The 17,756-nt window shown below is 62.7% G+C and carries 20 protein-coding genes; 5 read left to right on the top strand and 15 right to left on the bottom strand.

Going from position 1 to position 17,756, the window contains the following annotated elements; all coding sequences use genetic code 11:
• Positions 1–218 precede the first annotated feature (218 nt).
• Positions 219–347 (bottom strand): hypothetical protein, encoded by a 129-nt coding sequence (locus NCR37_RS28405; protein ID WP_255751465.1) that lies wholly within the window; start codon positions 345–347, stop codon positions 219–221.
• 59 nt (positions 348–406) lie between these two features.
• Positions 407–670 carry a DUF6566 family protein gene (locus tag NCR37_RS20060; RefSeq protein ID WP_250474580.1) on the bottom strand — a complete coding sequence of 88 codons (264 nt, stop codon included), beginning with the start codon at positions 668–670 and terminating at the stop codon, positions 407–409.
• 111 nt (positions 671–781) lie between these two features.
• On the opposite strand from NCR37_RS20060, the gene NCR37_RS20055 reads away from it, so the two are divergent.
• A complete protein-coding gene (locus NCR37_RS20055; protein WP_250474579.1) occupies positions 782–1,093 on the top strand; it encodes a hypothetical protein in 312 nt (103 codons plus the stop codon).
• Positions 1,094–1,105: 12 nt separating this feature from the next.
• Here the strand turns inward: NCR37_RS20055 and NCR37_RS20050 are convergent, their stop codons facing one another.
• From NCR37_RS20050 to NCR37_RS20030, 5 genes are all read right to left on the bottom strand, one after another.
• Positions 1,106–1,561, bottom strand: a complete 456-nt coding sequence (locus NCR37_RS20050) for a YaiI/YqxD family protein (RefSeq protein ID WP_250474578.1) — start codon at positions 1,559–1,561, stop codon at positions 1,106–1,108.
• Positions 1,562–1,618: 57 nt separating this feature from the next.
• Positions 1,619–1,876: a hypothetical protein gene (locus NCR37_RS20045; RefSeq protein WP_175946024.1), complete on the bottom strand. Its 258-nt coding sequence runs from the start codon at positions 1,874–1,876 to the stop codon at positions 1,619–1,621.
• A 61-nt stretch (positions 1,877–1,937) separates the two neighbouring features.
• Positions 1,938–2,150, bottom strand: coding sequence for a YjzC family protein (locus NCR37_RS20040; protein ID WP_250474577.1), 213 nt, complete (start codon positions 2,148–2,150; stop codon positions 1,938–1,940).
• 39 nt (positions 2,151–2,189) lie between these two features.
• A complete protein-coding gene (locus tag NCR37_RS20035; protein ID WP_250474576.1) occupies positions 2,190–4,826 on the bottom strand; it encodes a hybrid sensor histidine kinase/response regulator in 2,637 nt (878 codons plus the stop codon).
• 148 nt (positions 4,827–4,974) lie between these two features.
• Positions 4,975–5,148, bottom strand: a complete 174-nt coding sequence (locus NCR37_RS20030) for a hypothetical protein (protein WP_250474575.1) — start codon at positions 5,146–5,148, stop codon at positions 4,975–4,977.
• A 138-nt stretch (positions 5,149–5,286) separates the two neighbouring features.
• On the opposite strand from NCR37_RS20030, the gene NCR37_RS20025 reads away from it, so the two are divergent.
• Both NCR37_RS20025 and treA read left to right on the top strand, forming a co-directional pair.
• Positions 5,287–6,429: an aldose epimerase family protein gene (locus NCR37_RS20025; RefSeq protein ID WP_250474574.1), complete on the top strand. Its 1,143-nt coding sequence runs from the start codon at positions 5,287–5,289 to the stop codon at positions 6,427–6,429.
• A gap of 137 nt (positions 6,430–6,566) precedes the next feature.
• Entirely contained in the window at positions 6,567–8,207 is a 1,641-nt protein-coding gene (treA, locus tag NCR37_RS20020; protein ID WP_250474573.1) for an alpha,alpha-trehalase TreA, read from the top strand.
• A gap of 53 nt (positions 8,208–8,260) precedes the next feature.
• On the opposite strand, the gene NCR37_RS20015 is transcribed toward treA, so the two are convergent.
• Both NCR37_RS20015 and NCR37_RS20010 read right to left on the bottom strand, forming a co-directional pair.
• Positions 8,261–8,554 carry a DUF1330 domain-containing protein gene (locus NCR37_RS20015; RefSeq protein WP_250474572.1) on the bottom strand — a complete coding sequence of 98 codons (294 nt, stop codon included), beginning with the start codon at positions 8,552–8,554 and terminating at the stop codon, positions 8,261–8,263.
• Positions 8,555–8,734: 180 nt separating this feature from the next.
• Positions 8,735–9,616, bottom strand: a complete 882-nt coding sequence (locus NCR37_RS20010; protein ID WP_250474571.1) for an isocitrate lyase/PEP mutase family protein — start codon at positions 9,614–9,616, stop codon at positions 8,735–8,737.
• Positions 9,617–9,808: 192 nt separating this feature from the next.
• Between NCR37_RS20010 and NCR37_RS20005 the strand changes: the two genes are divergently transcribed.
• Positions 9,809–10,906 carry an alpha/beta fold hydrolase gene (locus NCR37_RS20005; protein WP_502800565.1) on the top strand — a complete coding sequence of 366 codons (1,098 nt, stop codon included), beginning with the start codon at positions 9,809–9,811 and terminating at the stop codon, positions 10,904–10,906.
• Positions 10,907–10,928: 22 nt separating this feature from the next.
• Here the strand turns inward: NCR37_RS20005 and NCR37_RS20000 are convergent, their stop codons facing one another.
• The 6 genes from NCR37_RS20000 to NCR37_RS19975 form a co-directional block, all read right to left on the bottom strand.
• Positions 10,929–12,302: a sigma-54 dependent transcriptional regulator gene (locus NCR37_RS20000; RefSeq protein WP_250474569.1), complete on the bottom strand. Its 1,374-nt coding sequence runs from the start codon at positions 12,300–12,302 to the stop codon at positions 10,929–10,931.
• 278 nt (positions 12,303–12,580) lie between these two features.
• On the bottom strand, positions 12,581–13,249 hold the full coding sequence (locus NCR37_RS19995; protein ID WP_250474717.1) for an RraA family protein: 669 nt from the start codon (positions 13,247–13,249) through the stop codon (positions 12,581–12,583).
• Entirely contained in the window at positions 13,249–14,286 is a 1,038-nt protein-coding gene (locus tag NCR37_RS19990) for an amidohydrolase family protein (RefSeq protein ID WP_250474568.1), read from the bottom strand. The genes NCR37_RS19995 and NCR37_RS19990 overlap by 1 nt, the downstream gene beginning before the upstream one ends.
• A 39-nt stretch (positions 14,287–14,325) precedes the next feature.
• The gene (locus tag NCR37_RS19985) at positions 14,326–15,684 is read right to left on the bottom strand and encodes an MFS transporter (protein ID WP_250474567.1); all 1,359 of its coding nucleotides are present in this window, start codon (positions 15,682–15,684) and stop codon (positions 14,326–14,328) included.
• Between the two features lie 185 nt (positions 15,685–15,869).
• Complete coding sequence (locus NCR37_RS19980) at positions 15,870–16,763, bottom strand: LysR family transcriptional regulator (RefSeq protein WP_250474566.1); 894 nt, start codon at positions 16,761–16,763, stop codon at positions 15,870–15,872.
• Between the two features lie 117 nt (positions 16,764–16,880).
• Positions 16,881–17,360, bottom strand: coding sequence for a hypothetical protein (locus tag NCR37_RS19975; RefSeq protein WP_250474565.1), 480 nt, complete (start codon positions 17,358–17,360; stop codon positions 16,881–16,883).
• A 64-nt stretch (positions 17,361–17,424) separates the two neighbouring features.
• Here NCR37_RS19975 and NCR37_RS19970 point away from each other — a divergent pair, with 64 nt between their 5' ends.
• Entirely contained in the window at positions 17,425–17,646 is a 222-nt protein-coding gene (locus NCR37_RS19970; protein ID WP_250474564.1) for an HP1242/YdcH family protein, read from the top strand.
• Positions 17,647–17,756: the final 110 nt, after the last annotated feature.

The following is a 17,756-nucleotide window of genomic DNA, read 5'->3' as shown; positions in this document are numbered from 1 at the left end:
CGCTGCGGCCCGCGGCCGACGTATTTACCGAAGGACCGGCGCCGGGGCTTCCGCTGCCGCTCCCGGCGGCCAGCACGGTGCCCGACAAAGAGAGAGCCACTGCCGCGATCGATGCCCGCGCTTTCATGAGTCATGTCTCCTGCGAACGCAATCAATGCGATCCGCTCGCGCTGCTTTACGACGCGAGCGCGAGCGGACCTTCGCTCCACTCGACGCGATCACGGCTGCCGTTGGCCGCCTTGATGCATCGGCTGCTTCTGCTGATTCTGCTGCTGTTGCCCTTGGGCCTTCCCTTGGTCGTTACGAGGATTGGTCGGGTTCGAATTTCCAAGCTTGGACGATGGCATTGCTCACTCCTTTGCAACGTGGTTAGGGACTGACAATTACGCATACCGCGTTCCAGCGTCTAGAACTCGCGCTTGGCGCCATCGGTATGTTGGTCGTCGTGGCCAAGGCCATAACGTTCGATCAGACGATGAGCTTGCTCGACGCCGGCGCGCAAGGCTTCCGCGCGCGTTGCCCAGCTCGGGCCGGTAGGTTCGACATCCGGCAGATCCGCAGGCGTTCCGTCGCGCAGTGCAGCGATCTGCGGCACCCAGTCGCCGGTTTCGTTCTGCTGGAGAGTCACCGTAACGTCGTAGCCTTTGAAGGAAAAACTCTCGCTGTTCATGTGGCCTCCGTGCTGATTGACATGGCAAGTCCACTCAGCAGATCACGTGCCGTCGCGTCGTGGTTTATTTCTTGCTGTCAGACCAACGCAAATGAATGACCGAACGAGAACATGAAAGCAACGATCATCTCGCATGAAGTGCCGCCGCAAGCATCGTCGGCTGAGATTCACCGGTTTCTATTCAAGCTAGACGACGGGACAGCGCCGCCCCTGACAGAATCCATCTCGCTCCGAACGGCGCGCGTCATCGTCGACAACCTTGCGGACGGCAATGCCTTCATCAAGATGCTGCACGCAATCGTCAAGGCGCAGCCGGACCAGTACGATGCGCTCGTCGGCACCGAGTACCCGGATCATTTCAACAATAGCCCGAGCGACAAGCGCCGGGTGACCGACCGCAAAAGCGAAGGCCCGCGCCATTGAAACACACTGGGATTATTTGACGGCGCGCTGACGCGCGAGAAATTTGTCCAGTTGAGCGGCGAAATGCTTGCCATCGCGCGGGCTGTAAGGCGAGGGTCCGCCCGTCGCGATGCCGGTGCTGCGCAACTGGTCCATCATCGAGCGAATGGTCAGGCGTTCTTCGATGTTGTCCGGGCTGAACCACTCGCCGCGCGGGTCGAGTGCATGCGCGCCTTTGGCGAGGACCGCCGCTGCGAGCGGTATGTCGGCGGTGATCACGAGATCGCCGGCCGCGGCCATCTCGACGATACGCGCGTCTGCGACATCGAAACCCGAAGGCACCTGAACGGCCTTGATATAAGGCGAGGGCGGGGTGCGAAGAAACTGGTTCGCAACCAGCGTCACGCATATTCCGGCGCGCGGCCCCGCGCGAAACAGCATGTCTTTCACGACAGCGGGGCAAGCGTCGGCATCGACGAGAATCTGCATGATCGGTTGGGGCGAATGGGCGAGCGCACATTATGCTGCATGCGCCCGCGCCGCTGCTTACGCTTCTGAATCCGGCTTGCTGCGTGGATGGTCGCTGCTCGCAGCGGGATCGACATCGGGGTCGATGTGATCGTCTTCCGGCGTATAAGGCCCCTGCTCGGGATGGTCCTTGCCTTTCGGAACGAGCGTCGGGTCCATGCTGCCATGTCCGCGCTGTTCAATGGTGCCGTCCGGCTTTTCCTTGACTTCGCCTTCGCCGATGGCCTCGCGGCGCTTGTCCGCGCGCTCGACCGGATCGGAGGGTTCAGGGTTCATCGCGTTCTCCTCGCAAAAGTGAGAAACGACGCTCGCGCGCCGTCCTATCGTGTCGATGGCGTCACTTATCCGCGCTGCCGAGCTCGCCGTGCTTGTGCGAGTGCGTCGCGGCGTGCACGAGTTCATAATGCGCGCCCTTGCCGCTTCTCGTCGGCGGGAAGTGCTCGCCTTCCACGCACGTCACTTCGAATGCGGAGCCGCCGTCGCCTTCTTTCACGACGCGATAGATTCCCGAGGTCTGTACTTTTTCACCGGGTTTGTGTTGCTCGGCCATGCGTGCCTCCTTCTGGTTGCGATGCCGTGTAGCGAGCAATCAGCGTTCCGGGCGTCGAGTCACGGTGAGCGACGACAGCAGCTTGAGAAGGCTTTCCACGTTGACCGGCTTTACGAAGTGATAGTCGAAGCCCGCCGATTGCGCGCGCAAGCGGTCGTCGGTCTGCCCGTAGCCGGTGATGGCGATGAGAAGCGGCGCGCTCTCGCCTTTGCGACGCAGGCGTCGCGCGAGTTCGTAGCCGTCGATATCGGGCAAGCCGATGTCGAGCAACGCCACGTCTGCCTGAAACGGCGTGGCGGACAGCGCCTCTCCCGATGAATACGCCACGCGCGCAACGTGTCCTTCCGATTCGCACAGCATCGCAAGAGAATCGGCGGCATCGCGGTTATCGTCCACGACAAGAATGCGCAGCGCCGCATGCGTTTCGAGCGCGCTGCTTTCGGACAGCGCGAGGGCCGAGTGGCGTTCGTGATGATGCAGACGCGGCAAGCGCACGTTGACCGTGGTGCCGAGCCCCGGTCCAGGGCTCTGAACCGTGATGGTCCCGTTATGCATCTCGACGAGCTTCTTGACGAGCGACAGCCCGATGCCCAGGCCGCCATTCGAGCGGTCCAATGTGCGTTCGCCTTGCGAGAAGAGTTCGAACACCTTGGGCAGCAGATCGCCGGAAATTCCGGTGCCCGTATCGGCGATTACGATGGACACCCAGTCCTGATCGGCATCCACGCTCACCGAGATGTCGCCGCCTTCCGGCGTGTACTTGCTTGCGTTGTTGAGCACATTGACGAGTATCTGCGAGAGCCGCGTGACGTCGCCGCACACCCACGTGGTTGCATCGGGCACGTCGACCTGTATGTGCTGTCCGCGCGATTCGACCATGTTCGCGATCGCTTCCACCGCGTGATAAACGGCGGTCCCGACCAGCACCGGCTCGCGCTGCAACGCGATGCGGCCCTGCGTGATGCGCGACACTTCGAGCAGATCATCGACAATGCGCGTCATGTGCTCGACTTGCCTGCGCATGAGTTCGACAAGGTCGTTCGTCTGCGAGGACAAGCCTTCATCCTTTTGCAGCAACGCGATGGCGGTGCGCAGCGGCGCGAGCGGATTGCGCAATTCATGCGCGAGCATGGCGAGGAATTCGTCCTTGCGGCGGCCCGATTCGCGCAAGACCAGTTCCATCTGCTTGCGGTCCGTAATGTCGATCAGGCTGCCGATGATCCGCAGCGGCTTGCCGTCGTTGCTGCGCTGAAGCAGCGCGCTGCCCTGCATCCACTGTTCGCCGTGTATGTTCTGCACGCGAAACTCGAATTGCTCGTGAGGATCGTCGCCGGAAGCGAGGCGCCGGACATAGCGGTCGAGAGCGGGGGCATCGTCGGGATGAATGCGTGCAAGCGCCGCTTCATAGGTGAGCGTCTCGGCCTGATCCGGCCGATGCTCGACGCTCGTTTCGAACAGCATGGTCCAGTTCGCCAGTTCCAGCGAGACGATGTGGATCTTCGCTGCCTGCATTGCAACCGTGAGGCGCAGGCTGCGCGCTTCGATTGCCGCTTGCGCTTCGTATGTCGCCGTGACATCCGTTGTCGTGCCGAACCATTCCTGCAGCTTGCCGTGCTCGTCGTACAGCGGGGCGGCGTGTGCCTGCACCATGCGATACGCGCCATCGCGGCGATACATGCGGAAGGTGAGCGTGCGCGGGCCGCCCTGATGCAACGCTTCCAGCCATGCGTGATGCGTTCGCTCGCGGTCGTCCGGATGAATGAAATCGAGCCAGCCCCAACGCGACAGCCGGTCGCGCCGCTCGCCGGTGAACATCTCCCATTCGCCGCCCGAAGGCCGAATCTCTCCGTTCGCATCGGCGGACCATACGAGCGCCCCGGTCGATTCCACGAGCGCGCGATAACGGCGCTCGCTGAGGCTCAGGCGCTCCATGTCGGCACGTTGCTGACTGATGTCGAAGCTCACGCCATGCACACGCGTCAGCACGCCTTGCGCATCGAACTCCGGATTGCCGCGCATGCGCAGCCAGCGTCGCGAGGCAGGTTCGCCATTGCGGTGGCAGTCCAGCATGAAGTCGAATTCGAACGGGCCGCCATAACGCAGGGCGTCGGCGAGCTTGCGTTGAAACGGCTCGCGGTATTCGGGCGCCACGCGGTCCCATATCTCCGAGAGCATCACCGAATCAGTCCCGGGCGGAAATGCATAGAGGTCAGCAAGTTGCGCCGTCATGCGCACGACGCGCTCCTTCATGTCCCATTCCCACGCGCCCATGCGCGCGCCCGCGAAAGCTGCCTGCAGACGCCGCTCGCTTGCCTCGTACAGTTCCCAGGCGTGACGGCACTCGTGAATGTCGATCGCGACGCCAACCGTATCGCCGATTTTCCCGTCCTCGTTGCGGCGTGCCTGCAAGTGGAGCGTATGCCAGCGAAACGCGCCGTCCGAGCGCAGAAGACGCACATCGACATTGCGAAGCAGCACGCCGTCGCGCATTTGCCTGAGCGCGTCGAGAACCGTGCGTTCGTCGTCCGGATGAATGAAGGCTTTCCAGTGTCGTCCGGCCAAATCATCCGACGATAAGCCGAGATAGCGGGACGCCCACGGATTGGCATACTGGATGGTCCCGTCGCGCGCCGCGCGCCACACGAACGACGGCAGGAAGTGAGCAGGATCGTGCATGAGCGTCCTTGCTTCGGTTGAACGGCGACGGGTCTTATCGCCGGACGCAGCGCAGTGTCGGTGGTGGCGTTGCCTGCAACATTGTACGAATGACAGTGAACTGAGGCAGGCGCAGAGCGCTGCGCTGCGTCTGCGCGCTGCGGATTACTTAGCCATCCTCGCCGACGTCGTTCGGTTCGGGCAACGGCTTGCCCGCGCCCGTCGGCGGCGCCGGCTCATTAGTCAGGTTCTCCTTCTGCTCGTCGCTCAAGCGGCGGTCTGCCGCGTTGGCGTCGTTGGGCGTTTGCTTCGGCGGAGTCGAACGTTCGGTCTCTTGTGTCATGGTGCGTTCCCTCGGACTTCAAATGGTGAGTGCATTCCCCACGGGTTGCATCGAACGTGCCCGCTATCGTTTGGACGGTCCGCGCGGGTATGGCCGATGCTTCGTCGGACATTTGGCTTCCACCCCGACATCCATTCCATGAAACAGATTTCCCGAAGCGTTGCTGCGCTCTGCGCCGCTGCGGTGCCGTTCATGTCGAACGCGGCGACCATCACGTCTTCGCCGTATGGCGCGACGCAGCAAGGCCAGCCTGTCGTTCAATACACGCTGTCCAATGCGCGCGGCGTTTCGCTGAGCTGCATCACCTATGGCGGCATCGTGACGCGAATCGATGTTCCGGACCGGCGCGGACGGCGCGCGGACATCGTCCTCGGCTTCGCATCGCTTGCCGACTACGAGCGATACAACGGCGATATTCACTTCGGCAGTCTGATCGGCCGCTATGCGAACCGCATCGCGCAAGGGCGCTTCACGCTCGACGGACACACGTATCAGTTGCCGATCAACGATGCGCCGAACACGCTGCATGGCGGTCCGCACGGTTTCGACGAGAAGGTCTGGACGGTTGTGCGCACGTTCCAGAACGCAAGCGGAGCGGGCGTGCAACTGCGTTACGTGAGCCCGGACAACGAGAACGGTTTCCCCGGAACGCTCACGGTCGACGTGACCTACACGCTCACCGACGACAACGAAGTGCGTATCGACTATCGCGCCAAAACGGATAAGCCGACAGTCGTGAATCTCACGAACCATAGCTATTTCAATCTGGCGGGCGAGGACAGCGGCAGCGTCGAGAAGCAACTCATCATGATCGCGGCCTCCAGTTATACGCCGACGCGCGCCGATTCGATACCGACGGGTGAAGTGGCATCCGTGGAAGGCACGCCGCTCGATCTGCGCGCATTGACGCCGATCGGCGCGCGTCTGCGTTCGGCCTTTCCGCAACTGCACTACGCACGCGGTTACGACAACAACTTCAAGCTGAACAAGAGCAGCCAGCATGAAGGCGAGCCCTCGTTCGCCGCGCGCGCGTACGACCCGATGAGCGGGCGCGTGCTCGATCTCTATACGACGCAGCCGGGCTTGCAGTTCTACACCGCCAATGGGCTCGATGGCAGCGCGGTCGGGGTATCGGGCAATGCGTATCGTCAGACGGACGCGTTCGCGCTCGAGGCCGAGCATTTTCCTGATTCGCCCAATCACCCCTCGTTCCCCTCCACCGAACTCAGGCCCGGCGACGAGTATCACGAAGTGACCGTGTGGAAATTCGGCGTGCGCTAGGCGCGCTTTCATTTCGGCCACACCGCCGGTTGCCACGACAGCGCCGTGCATGCGATGCTTCGCCCTGCTGCAGCTTCTGACTAAAACAGCGGCACGAGCGAGACCAGTCCGGTTCATCACCCTTCGAAGGAGTGAGCATGATCGTACTGTCGCGATATCGCATGACGCTTGACGCGTCGCAGCACCATTCGTTGAACGCGCGCCGGCTGTTCGGCGCATGGGCCTTGCTCGGCGCGGCGAGCGTCGCTTATGCCGATGCCCAGAGCAGCTATGTCGTGCCGCCACCGCCTAGCGAACTCTATGGCGAACTCTTCATCGCAGTGCAAACGCAGAAGATTTATCCGGACCAGAAGACCTTTGTCGATGCGACGCCAAAGATCGACCCGGCGCAGATCAATCAGCTCTACGCGCAACAGCGTATCGTTCCCGGCTTCAGTCTTTCCGCATTCGTCGCGCAGTACTTCACGCCGCCGACCGATCAGGTCATCACGCCGCCGCCTAATCAGACCTTGCGCGAGCATATCGACTGGCTCTGGCCGCAACTCACGCGCAACTCCGCAACCGTGCCGCCATACAGCACGCTGATTCCCATGCCGAAGCCCTACGTCGTGCCGGGCGGACGCTTTCGCGAAGGCTACTACTGGGACACCTATTTCACGATGCTGGGCCTTCAGGAAGCAGGCCGCGAAGATCTCGTCGATAACATGCTCGACAACTTCGCGTATCTGATCGATACCATCGGCCATATTCCCAACGGCAATCGCACGTACTATGTCAGCCGTTCGCAGCCGCCGTTCTTCTCTTACATGGTGGAGCTTGCCGCGCATAAGGAAGGCGGAGGCGTGTACCAGAAGTATCTGCCGCAACTGCGCCGCGAATATCACTACTGGATGAAGGGCGCGCATTCGCTGCAACCCGGCGAGGCCGTGCGCAATGTCGTGATGCTGCCCGATCGCACCGTCCTCAACCGCTATTGGGACGAACGCGACACGCCGCGCGACGAGTCGTATCTGGAAGACGTTCAGACCGCCCGGCTCGTGACGAACCGTCCCGCGAACGAGGTGTATCGCGATCTGCGCGCGGCAGCGGAAAGCGGCTGGGATTTCAGTTCGCGATGGTTCGGCGACAACCAGACGCTTGCCACCATCCGCACGACGTCCATCATTCCGGTGGATCTGAACAGCCTGATGTTCCATCTGGAAACGACCATCGCACGCGGTTGCGGCGAGGCGCGCGACTTCGGTTGTGTCGCGGAGTTCGTCGGCAAGGCGGCGAAGCGTGCCATCGGCATCAACCGGTATCTGTGGAATAACAACGGCTATTACGGCGACTACGACTGGCAGCTCTGTCAGCCGCGCAACAACCCCTCGGCGGCGATGCTTTACCCGTTGTTCGCAGGGGCGGCGTGGCCCGAGCGCGCGCACGCCACGGCGCGGACGGTGGAAACGTTATTGCTCAAGCCGGGCGGCCTGACGACCACGACCTTCAATACGGCTCAACAATGGGATGCCCCAAACGGCTGGGCGCCGCTGCACTGGATAGCGGTCGAGGGCTTGCGACGCTATGGCCGCGGCGATCTCGCGCAGCAAATCGGCACGCGCTTTCTCTCCGACGTGAACCATGTCTATGCGACGCAGCAAAAGCTCGTCGAGAAGTATGTCGTGGAAGGGGCGGGGACAGGCGGTGGGGGCGGCGGGGAATATCCGCTACAGGACGGCTTCGGATGGACCAATGGCGTGACCTTGCGCCTGCTCGATCTTTACGCGCCGGGTCAATGAACGCGTGAGCGAGCGATGGCGGCGCGAGCACGCCGCCATCGGCTCACCGTGCTTTACGCGATGCCTTCGACCACGCGGAAGTCGCGTTCGCATGCATCGCCCAGCACTCTCAGCGCTTCCTGATACTTCTCGCCGTTGAACGTGGCGAGCGCCTGATCGAGCGAGTCGAATTCGACGAGCACCGTGCGTTCCGCGATGCCCGCGCCGTGCACCGTCGACGCCACGCCCCGGACCAGCACGCGGCCGCCGCCTTCCTGAATCGCGACGGTTGCGAGCTTCGAATAGTCAGCAACCTGATCGGGCTTTGCAATCTTGCGGTATGCGCTGACCCAATAGCCTTTTGCCATCTGCAATCTCCTGATTTTCGTTGAGCGCCATGCGCCATGAGGCGAATGCAACGCGTGTGCAACGCATGCATTCTTGCGTAGGCGAGCATAGCAAAGATTCGGCTCACGCCTTGCGCTGTCGTCGCACTGTCGTCGCGCTTCTTCGATGAAATCATGCACCCAACGCATTCCCGCAAAGATTTAATCCGCTGCGTACTTGCGGTCGAGCTCATCGAAGAGAGGCTTCTTCACGAGCCGTTGACGCTCCGAGAACGGCGCGACCACAGCCGGATCTTCGTCCAGCTTTCCTTGTTGCTTGAGCGCGGTCAGCGCGGTCTGCATGCCGCGCACGGCGCTCTGCAACGCGGCGTTCGCATAGAGCACGAGACTGAAGCCGAGGTTCTGCAAGTCGTCGCGGCCGGTGACCGGCGTCTTGCCGCCGATCACGATATTGATGAGTTGCGGCGCGGCGACGAGCCGGGTCAAGGATGCGATCTGCTCCTGCGTTTCGATCGCTTCGATAAAGAGAATGTCGGCGCCTGCCTCGACGAACTGATTCGCGCGTTCGATCGCGGCATCGAAACCGTGCACCGCGCAACTGTCCGTGCGCGCGATGATCTGCAGGTTCTCGTCCTCGCGCGCGTCCACGGCGGCGCGAATCTTGCCGAGCATTTCGCTCGTCGAGATGACGCTCTTGCCCGCGAAGTGGCCGCATTTCTTGGGCATGACCTGATCTTCGAGCTGGATGGCATCCGCGCCGGCGCGCTCGAGCGTGCGTACCGTATGGCGCACGTTGAGCGCGTTGCCGAAGCCCGTGTCCGCATCGACGACGAGCGGCAGGTCCACTGCATCGCGAATCCGGTTCGTATGCTCCGCAATCTCCGCAAGTCCCATGAATCCGAGGTCCGGCATGCCGAGGGACATGTTGGTGACGCCCGCGCCCGTGATGTAGATCGCCTCGAAGCCGAGGTCCGCGATGAGGCTCGCGCTCATCGCGTTGAATGCGCCGGGCAGAAGCAGACCACGGCGGGCATTCACGAGTTCGCGAAAGGCGGCGCGGCGGCGGGAAGTAGAGGTTGTCATGGCTGAAGAATCCCGGAAGTAGACGTAAGGCGTTGAGGCGAGCATTGATAGCTGCCTCATAACTCGCCATGTTAAAGCGTGCAGCGCCTCGGCGCTTGCCGAAAATGGCATCATGTGGGCTCTCGCAGAAAGGAGCCGCGCATGAATGAAACGCTGCCGGATATGCCTTTGCCCGATGGCGTGCGCGCGCGCATGGTCGATAACGGCAACGGCCTGTCGATGCATATGCTGGAAGCGGGGTATGACACGCCGGAAGCGCCGTGCATCGTGTTGCTGCACGGTTTTCCCGAACTGGCCTATAGCTGGCGCAAGGTCATGAAGCCGCTTGCCGATGCCGGCTATCACGTCATCGCGCCGGACCAGCGAGGCTATGGCAGAACCAGCGGGGCAGACACGGGCTTCGACGCCGATCTCGCCGATTACGCCATGCCGAACCTCGTCCTCGACACATTGGGCCTCGTTTTCGCGCTGGGGCATCGGTCTGTTGCCGCTGTCGTGGGGCACGATTTCGGCTCGCCCGTGGCGGCCTGGTGCGCGCTGACGAGGCCCGACGTCTTCCGCTCTGTCGTCATGATGAGCGCGCCGTTTGCAGGACCGCCTCGCTTCGCGTTCGACGAACCGCCTTCACCCGCGATGACCGATGCTATGAACGATCTGGCCTTGCTCGATCCGCCGCGCAAGCACTATCAACGCTACTTCGCGGAGCCGAAAGCCAACGACGATATGCGGCACGCGCCGCAAGGACTTGCCGATTTCCTGCGCGCGTATTGGCATGTCAAGAGCGCGGACTGGTCCGGCAACCGGCCGCATCCGCTTGTCGCGCCCGTTGTCGAAGAACTCGCTCTGCTGCCCGCTTATTACGTGATGGACGCGGACAAGACCATGCCGCAGACGGTCGCGCAAGCCATGCCGTCCGCGGAAGAGGTCGCATCGTGCGCGTGGCTCGACGACGCCGAACTGCACGTTTATGCGAGCGAATTCGCGCGAACGGGATTTCAGGGCGGATTGAACTGGTATCGCGCGAGCAACGACGCAGCGCAGAGCGCGCGCTTGCGCCTGTGGGCAGGGCGCACGATCGACGTGCCCGCGTGTTTCATCGCGGGAAGCAGCGACTGGGGCTGCTATCAGCGACCGGGCGATTTCGAAGCCATGCGCCAGTACGCCTGCACAAATTTTCGCGCGGCGCACTTCATCGAAGGCGCGGGGCATTGGGTCCAGCAGGAGCAGGCGCGAACCGTGGTGAGCCGGATTCTCCGCTTCCTGCGGCAGGACGCCCCGCCGCCCTTCTGACGATGCACGTCGCCGTGCGGCTTTAAGCGCTCGATACCTGCAACGTGCGCTCTTCTTTCGCGCGCAGCCCGTAGGCCGTGAGCAGGCGATACAGCGTGACGCGCGAGATGCCGAGCTCGTCGGCGGCTTCGCCGAGCCGTCCGCGATGCCGCAAGAGCGCCACCTCGATGGCCTGCCGCTCCGCCGCTTCGCGCGCCTGCGCAAGCGTGGTCGGCGCGGCTTCCACATAGTCGCCGAGTTCGAGATCGCTCGCGAGAATCTGTCGCCCTTCGCTCATGACGATGGCGCGCCTCACGCGATTGATGAGTTCGCGCACGTTGCCGGGCCAGGCGTAGTTGTGAAGCGCGGCGATCGCGCAGGGCGAAAACCCGCGCAGGCGGCGGCTCGCATCGCGCCGGAAGCGTTCGAGCATATGGTTGGCGAGCAACTCGATGTCCTTGCCGCGCACGCGCAACGGCGGCTCATCGATCTGCAAGACACACAGACGGTGATACAGGTCCGCGCGGAAGCGTCCTTCGAGCATCGCGGTTTGCATGTCGACGTGCGTGGCCGAAATGATGCGCACGTCCACCGCCGTCGACGTCTGCCCGCCAAGGCGCTCGATCTTGCGTTCCTGAAGGAAGCGCAGCAGGCTAGCCTGACTTTCGAGAGGCAGATCGCCGATCTCATCCAGAAAGAGCGTGCCGCCGTCCGCCGCTTCGACGCGGCCGATCTTGCGCTGGTTCGCGCCGGTGAACGCGCCGCGCTCATAGCCGAAGAGCTCGGACTGCAAGAGATGCGGCGGAATCGCACCGCAGTTGATCGCCACGAACGGCTGATCGCGACGCGCCGAACGCGCGTGAATGGCGAGCGCCGTCAGTTCCTTGCCGGTGCCCGATTCGCCCGAGATAAAGACTGGCGCATCGGTCATGGCGACCTTTCGGATGGAGCGATACAAGCCCTGCATCGCTTCGCACGTGCCGACCATGCCGACTTCCTGGCCATCGGTCTTGTAGGCATCGTTGGAAGCGGCGTCGTGCAGCGAGACCATGCCGTATGCATGGCCCACCGCATCGACGATACGGTCCGATGCCGACGGCATCGTCACGTAGTCGAAGCAGTAATCGCGGATCAGGCGGGAAATATCGGGATTTTCCGCATGATCGGGATCGACTGTCGCGACCCAGCCGATGCGCTGGCTCGAAAGTAAGCCCACGAGCGCGGCCGTGTCCCCGGCATAGCCACGGCTCGTCAGATCGATGACGCCTGCCGCGGCGCGCTTGTCGTGCCTGGCGGCTTTAGGCGGCTTGGCAGGCGTCACGTATTCGATGGCCCAGCCACGCGCATGCAGTCGTTCGGTCAGATCGTCCGACGCTGCCCGTCCTGCGAAGTAAAGTGTTCTCGATTCCCCGTACATGGCTTTCTCTCAGCATTTATTTGTATGTAGGCACAGTATGCCTTCGACACTACCGAGGGAAAAAGCCGCGCAAACGATAACCCGATGTTGATTATTTGAATGGCTTCGCGTGAAACGATTAAGAAAGCTTGAGCATATTTTGCAAGGTGAACGTCAGTCTCTTCTGCGAACCATCGTGCGATTCCCGGTGTGAGGCACGCCGCACAAAGGCGCGCAGCGCTTCGCGAACCGGGCGCTTTTACTGATTGACTTTCGATACGTCTGCGCAAACCATGCGGTCAGACTTTCATCGCCCGCTCGATCTGGCCGTTCACCCACGACCGGTCGAACGCGCCCTCGCAGATGGAACGCAACGCCTGCGCTTCCTTGATCCCTTGAGCGCGGGCACCTTCGAGCACGTCTTGCGCGTCGGCTTGGGCTATGGCGAGCACGCCGTCTTCATCGCCGACGACGATATCGCCCGGATGCACCACCATGCCGCCGACGGTGACAGGCACATTGATCTCGCCGGGGCCGTTCTTGTACGGCCCGCGATGCGTGACGCCGCGCGCGTACACCGGAAAGTCGCGGGCACGCAGCGAAGCGACATCGCGTATCGCGCCGTCGATCACGAGACCCCGGACGCCGATACTTTCCGCATAGCTGGCCATGATGTCGCCCATGAGCGCCTGATGCAGGTCGCCTCCGCCATCGATCACGAGCACGTCGCCCGGGCGACAGAAATCGAAAGCGGCGTGAATCGCGAGGTTGTCGCCGGGACGCGTGCGCACGGTCACCGCCGTGCCCGCCATGACGCGGGGGCGATGGTAAGGCACGAGGCCCACTGTCCCCGACGCGCGCGCCATGTTGTCCGAGAGGAGCGATACCGCAAGTGACGCCAGCGCGTCGAGCAACTCGGCGCTCGCTTGCGGCGCGGACGGATTGTGCCGCCATCCGGGACGATTCATCATGCGACTCCTTGAATGCGTGTGTGCTGTTCGAGCCGGGCGGCAAGGCGCGGATACACGGCGCGCGCATTGCCTTCGAAAATGCGTTGCCTGTCGTCGTCGCTCAGCCAGCGAATGCCGTCGATATAGCGGCGCGTATCGTCGAAGTGATGGCCCGTCTCGGGATCGATGCCTTGCACCGCGCCGATGGTTTCGGAAGCGAAGAGAATGTTCTTCGCGGGTATCACGCGCGCGAGCAGCTCGGCGCCGGGCTGGTGATAGACGCAGGTGTCGAAGAACACGTTGTTGAGCAGGTAGTCGGAGAGAAGCGGGCGCTTCATGTCCTGCGCGAGCCCGCGATAACGGCCCCAGTGATACGGCACGGCGCCGCCGCCATGCGGAATGACGAGCTTGAGCGTCGGGAAATCCGCGAACAAATCTCCGGTGAGCAACTGCATGAAGACGGACGTGTCGCCGTTGATGTAATGCGCGCCCGTTGCATGGAAATTCGGGTTGCACGACGAAGACACGTGAATCATCGCGGGCACGTCCAGTTCGACCAGCGCTTCGTAGAGCGGATACCAATGGCGGTCCGTCATCGGCGGACCGGACCAGTGACCGCCCGACGGATCCGGATTGAGATTGCAGCCGATAAAGCCCAGCTCTTCGACACAGCGCCGCAATTCGGGAATGCAGTTCCTCGGATCGACGCCCGGCGCTTGCGGCAACTGACACACGCCGACGAAATGCTGCGGAAACAAGGACACGACGCGATGAATCAGGTCATTGCATTCGCTCGACCATGCCGCGTTGGCCTGTGCATCGCCCAGGTGATGGCCCATGCCGGCGGCGCGAGGAGAGAAGATCGTCAGGTCGATGCCGCGCTCCTGTTGCACTCTGAGTTGCGCATTGCCGATGCTCTCGCGGATCTGATCGTCGCTGATACGCGGGCGGGGCGGCACCGGCGTGCCGTCGGCGAGCGCCTGTATCTGGCGCGTTCGCCACGCTTCATGTTCCGGCGGCGACGTGGTGTAGTGACCGTGACAGTCGATAATCATGAATGGCTCGTGTAAGTGTCGTGGATTCGAAACGAATGCTCAGGCGCTGCGGCGCGCGTCGTCGGTGCGTTCCTCGACCGCTGCATCGTCGGATGGACGCACGCGCATGACGAGCGCAATGATCGTCGCGACGACGAGGAAGGCGGCGATCGTCACGAGCGCGAGCTTGAAGTTGCCGGTCGCATTGCGCACGAGCCCGATGCTCCACGGTCCCACGAGCCCGCCGAACTGCGCGATGGTGTTGATGAGCGCAATCGTCGCGGCGCCGGCCGCGCCCGTGCGAAACGACGCAGCGAGGCTCCAGAAGAGCGGATTGCCTGCATAGATGAAAAGACCGGTCACGCACAGCAGCACATACGCGATGACGGGCGAGGGCGCGTAGGCGCTCGCGGCGATCGCAATCGCACTCATGCCATAGACGAAGGCGAGGTGCTTCTTGCGATCACCTGTGCGGTCCGAGCTGCGGCTGATGATGAAGGTGCCGAGCACGCCCAGGAGCGGCGGCGCCGCCGACAGAAAGCCCACTTCGATGTTGGTGAGATGGCCGAGTCCCTTGACGATCTGCGGCAGCCACAGAAAGAGCCCGTAGATGCCGACGAGCGCGCACCCGAAGAGGCATGCGAGACTCCACACGCGAATATCGCCGGCTACGCGCCACATCGACACATGCGCGTCACCGCCTAGCTGCTTGCGTTCCGCCTGAAGCGTGCTTTCGAGCCATTGCTTCTCTTCGGCCGTGAGCCAGTCGGCATCGGCAGGGCGCTCCTGCATCGCTTTCAAAGTGACGAGGCCGAGCAGGATGGCGGGCACGCCTTCGCAGATGAACATCCATTGCCAGCCCGCGAGGCCCAGCAGGCCGTTGGCATACGTCATGAGCGCCGTCGAGATGGGACCGCCCAATACCGCCGAAAAAGAGCCCGCGATGATATAGCCGCCCACTGCGCGCGCCCGGTAGCGCTCGGGAAACCACTTAGTCAGATAGACGGCCACGCCCGGCAGAAAGCCCGCTTCCATGACGCCGAGCAGAAAGCGCACGGTATAGAAGCTCGTGTCGTTGAAGACGAAGGCCGTCGCCGCCGCGACCGCGCCCCATGTGATGAGAATGCGCGCGATCCATCTTCGCGCGCCGACGCGATGCAATAGCAGGTTGCTCGGCACTTCGAGAAGCATGTAGCCCACGAAGAACACGCTGCCCGCGAAGCCGAACACGGCGGGGCTGAAGTTGAGCGCGTGATTCATGTCGAGCGCAGCGAAGCCGATGTTGATGCGATCGAGATAATTGAAGAACATCATCGCGAAGAGCAACGGCATGAGGCGGCGGTACACCTTATGCATCGTCGCCGATGCGGTCGCGGACTCGATCTCGGAAGCAGGCGCGCGTGTCATCGTCGTCTCCATGCGCCGGCTTCTTGGCCGACGTCGTTCGATGGCTGTTTGATGATTGTTCGATGGTCGAAGTGAGTGCTTCTGCGCTTCGGCCACGAACGCTCATCATGAAACGCGACAGGCCCGCCGTCCAAGACGGATTCCGCATGCTTCCATAGGCTTTTGCTTATAGCGGCCGTAAGCGGTGCCGCGTTCGGTCAGCGTGGCGTTTCGGCAAAAGGAAGGCACGCAAGAAACGCCTGCACATGCGGCGAGGCGTCAGTGCTTCGAAAGGTCGCCGTGAGCGACGTGACCTGCGCCGCGCCCGGTCCCGCAAGATGCCGATAGACGACGTCGGAGCGGCCGTGCAGCGCCACCGATTCGCCTACATACGTGACGCCCAGTCCTGCGGCGACGAGCGCAATGGCGGTCTGTATCTCGTAGGCCTCGTGCGCGACGTTGAGCGTGGCGCCCGCATCGCGATACAGCGAAGCGATGAAGCGCGGAAAATGCGCGGCGGGATGCTTCGGATAAACGATGAGCGGCGTTTGCGCGAGTTCGTCGATGCGAACCGTGTCGCGTTCCGCGAGCGGATGATCGGATGCGAGCACGGCCATCACGCGTTCCTGCAACAGCGTGCGCGTCGCGCAGCCGGGCCGGTCCGGCGCCTGTCTGCCGATGCCGATATGGATGCGCGCATCGCGGAAGGCATCGGCTTGTTCTTCGGTCAACATTTCGAAGAGCTTGAGCTCGACTTTCGGATACGCTGCGTGAAATGCCTTGAGCGCCGGCGGCAGCACGCTATACATGGCCGAACGGGTAAAGCCGATTGCAAGCCAGCCGAGCGTGCCGGCGTCGATCGCGCGCACGCCGAGCGCCGCCTGCTCGCAGCGTTCGAGAATCTGCCGCGCTTCCGTATAGAAATAGCTGCCCGCTTCCGTGAGACGCAAGGGCCGGCTGCCGCGGTCGACCAATTGGCTGCCGAGACGTTCTTCGAGCGAGCGGATCTGTTGTGAAAGCGCGGGCTGCGCAATGTGCAGGCGTTCTGCTGCACGGCTGAAGTTGAGCTCTTCAGCGAGCACGATAAAGCACTGCAATCCCCGGAGGTTCATTCCATGCGCTCCTGGCCGCCGGCACGTTCGCGTTCGAAGCCGACCGGGGGCGTCCGCCCGATCGGCGGAACATGATAACGAAGCGCACCGGCTCCGCGCAAAGCGGAGCAGTCTGGTCTATTTGCCGCTGCCTGCGGCTGCGCCTGCGCGAGCGGCGGCGCCGGTGTTCGCGGCCGCATTCGACGGGTTCTGACCGTTGACGCCGTTCGCCGTATTCCCGTAAGTGCTTCCGGTGGAGGTCGTATTGGAATTCGAATAGGCGGGCGCCGATTTAGCCGGTTTCGGCTGAAGCGTCTGATTGATGACGCCGATCTGCCCGAGCTTGTGGGCAGCGGAATTGTCCGCCTGCGAAGCGGTGACAAGAACGAGGCCGCCAGCGCCAATCGCTAACGCGACGACGGAGGTAACGGTTGTCTTCATGATGTCTCCCTGCGGGAACGCGCCGTCCCAGAACGACCATTGTGCGCGGCGGACGGGTCGGCGGGCAGAAGGGTTTTCGCCTACGACTCGCATGCGGCGTTCGGATGCGACGCGTTCGGATGCGGCGATATTACGCAGCATGGAAGCGGCCGGCGAGCGGCGAAACAGCGGCGCCAATCGGTAAGATGTACTACGTAGTGTTGAATGACGTTCTCATCCGTACCGCATGGAGAATCGCAGCATGTTTCCCGAATACCGTGACCTGATATCCCGGCTCAAGACTGAAGACGCGCACTTCTCGAAGCTCTTCGACCGGCACAATGCCCTCGATCATGAAATCCGCAATATGGAGACCGGCGTCACCCGGGCCGATCCTTTTGCCGTCGAAGCGTTGAAGAAAGAAAAGCTGTTGCTGAAAGACAAGCTGTACGTCGTATTGCGTAAGGCCGCCGAAGCGGCTTGACGAGACGGCTTGAGCACGCGCCGCCGCATACGCTGCGGCATTAGGGAGAAAAGGACTTTGAAAAACGCAAGACCAACCGGGACGTCCGCAGGCCCGACTTCTCGACGCGA

The organism is Caballeronia sp. GAFFF1, assembly GCF_023630705.1.
In the GTDB taxonomy this organism is placed as follows: domain Bacteria; phylum Pseudomonadota; class Gammaproteobacteria; order Burkholderiales; family Burkholderiaceae; genus Caballeronia.
Note: the sequence above shows the minus strand (reverse complement) of the source record. Positions and strands in the feature narration are given on the sequence as shown.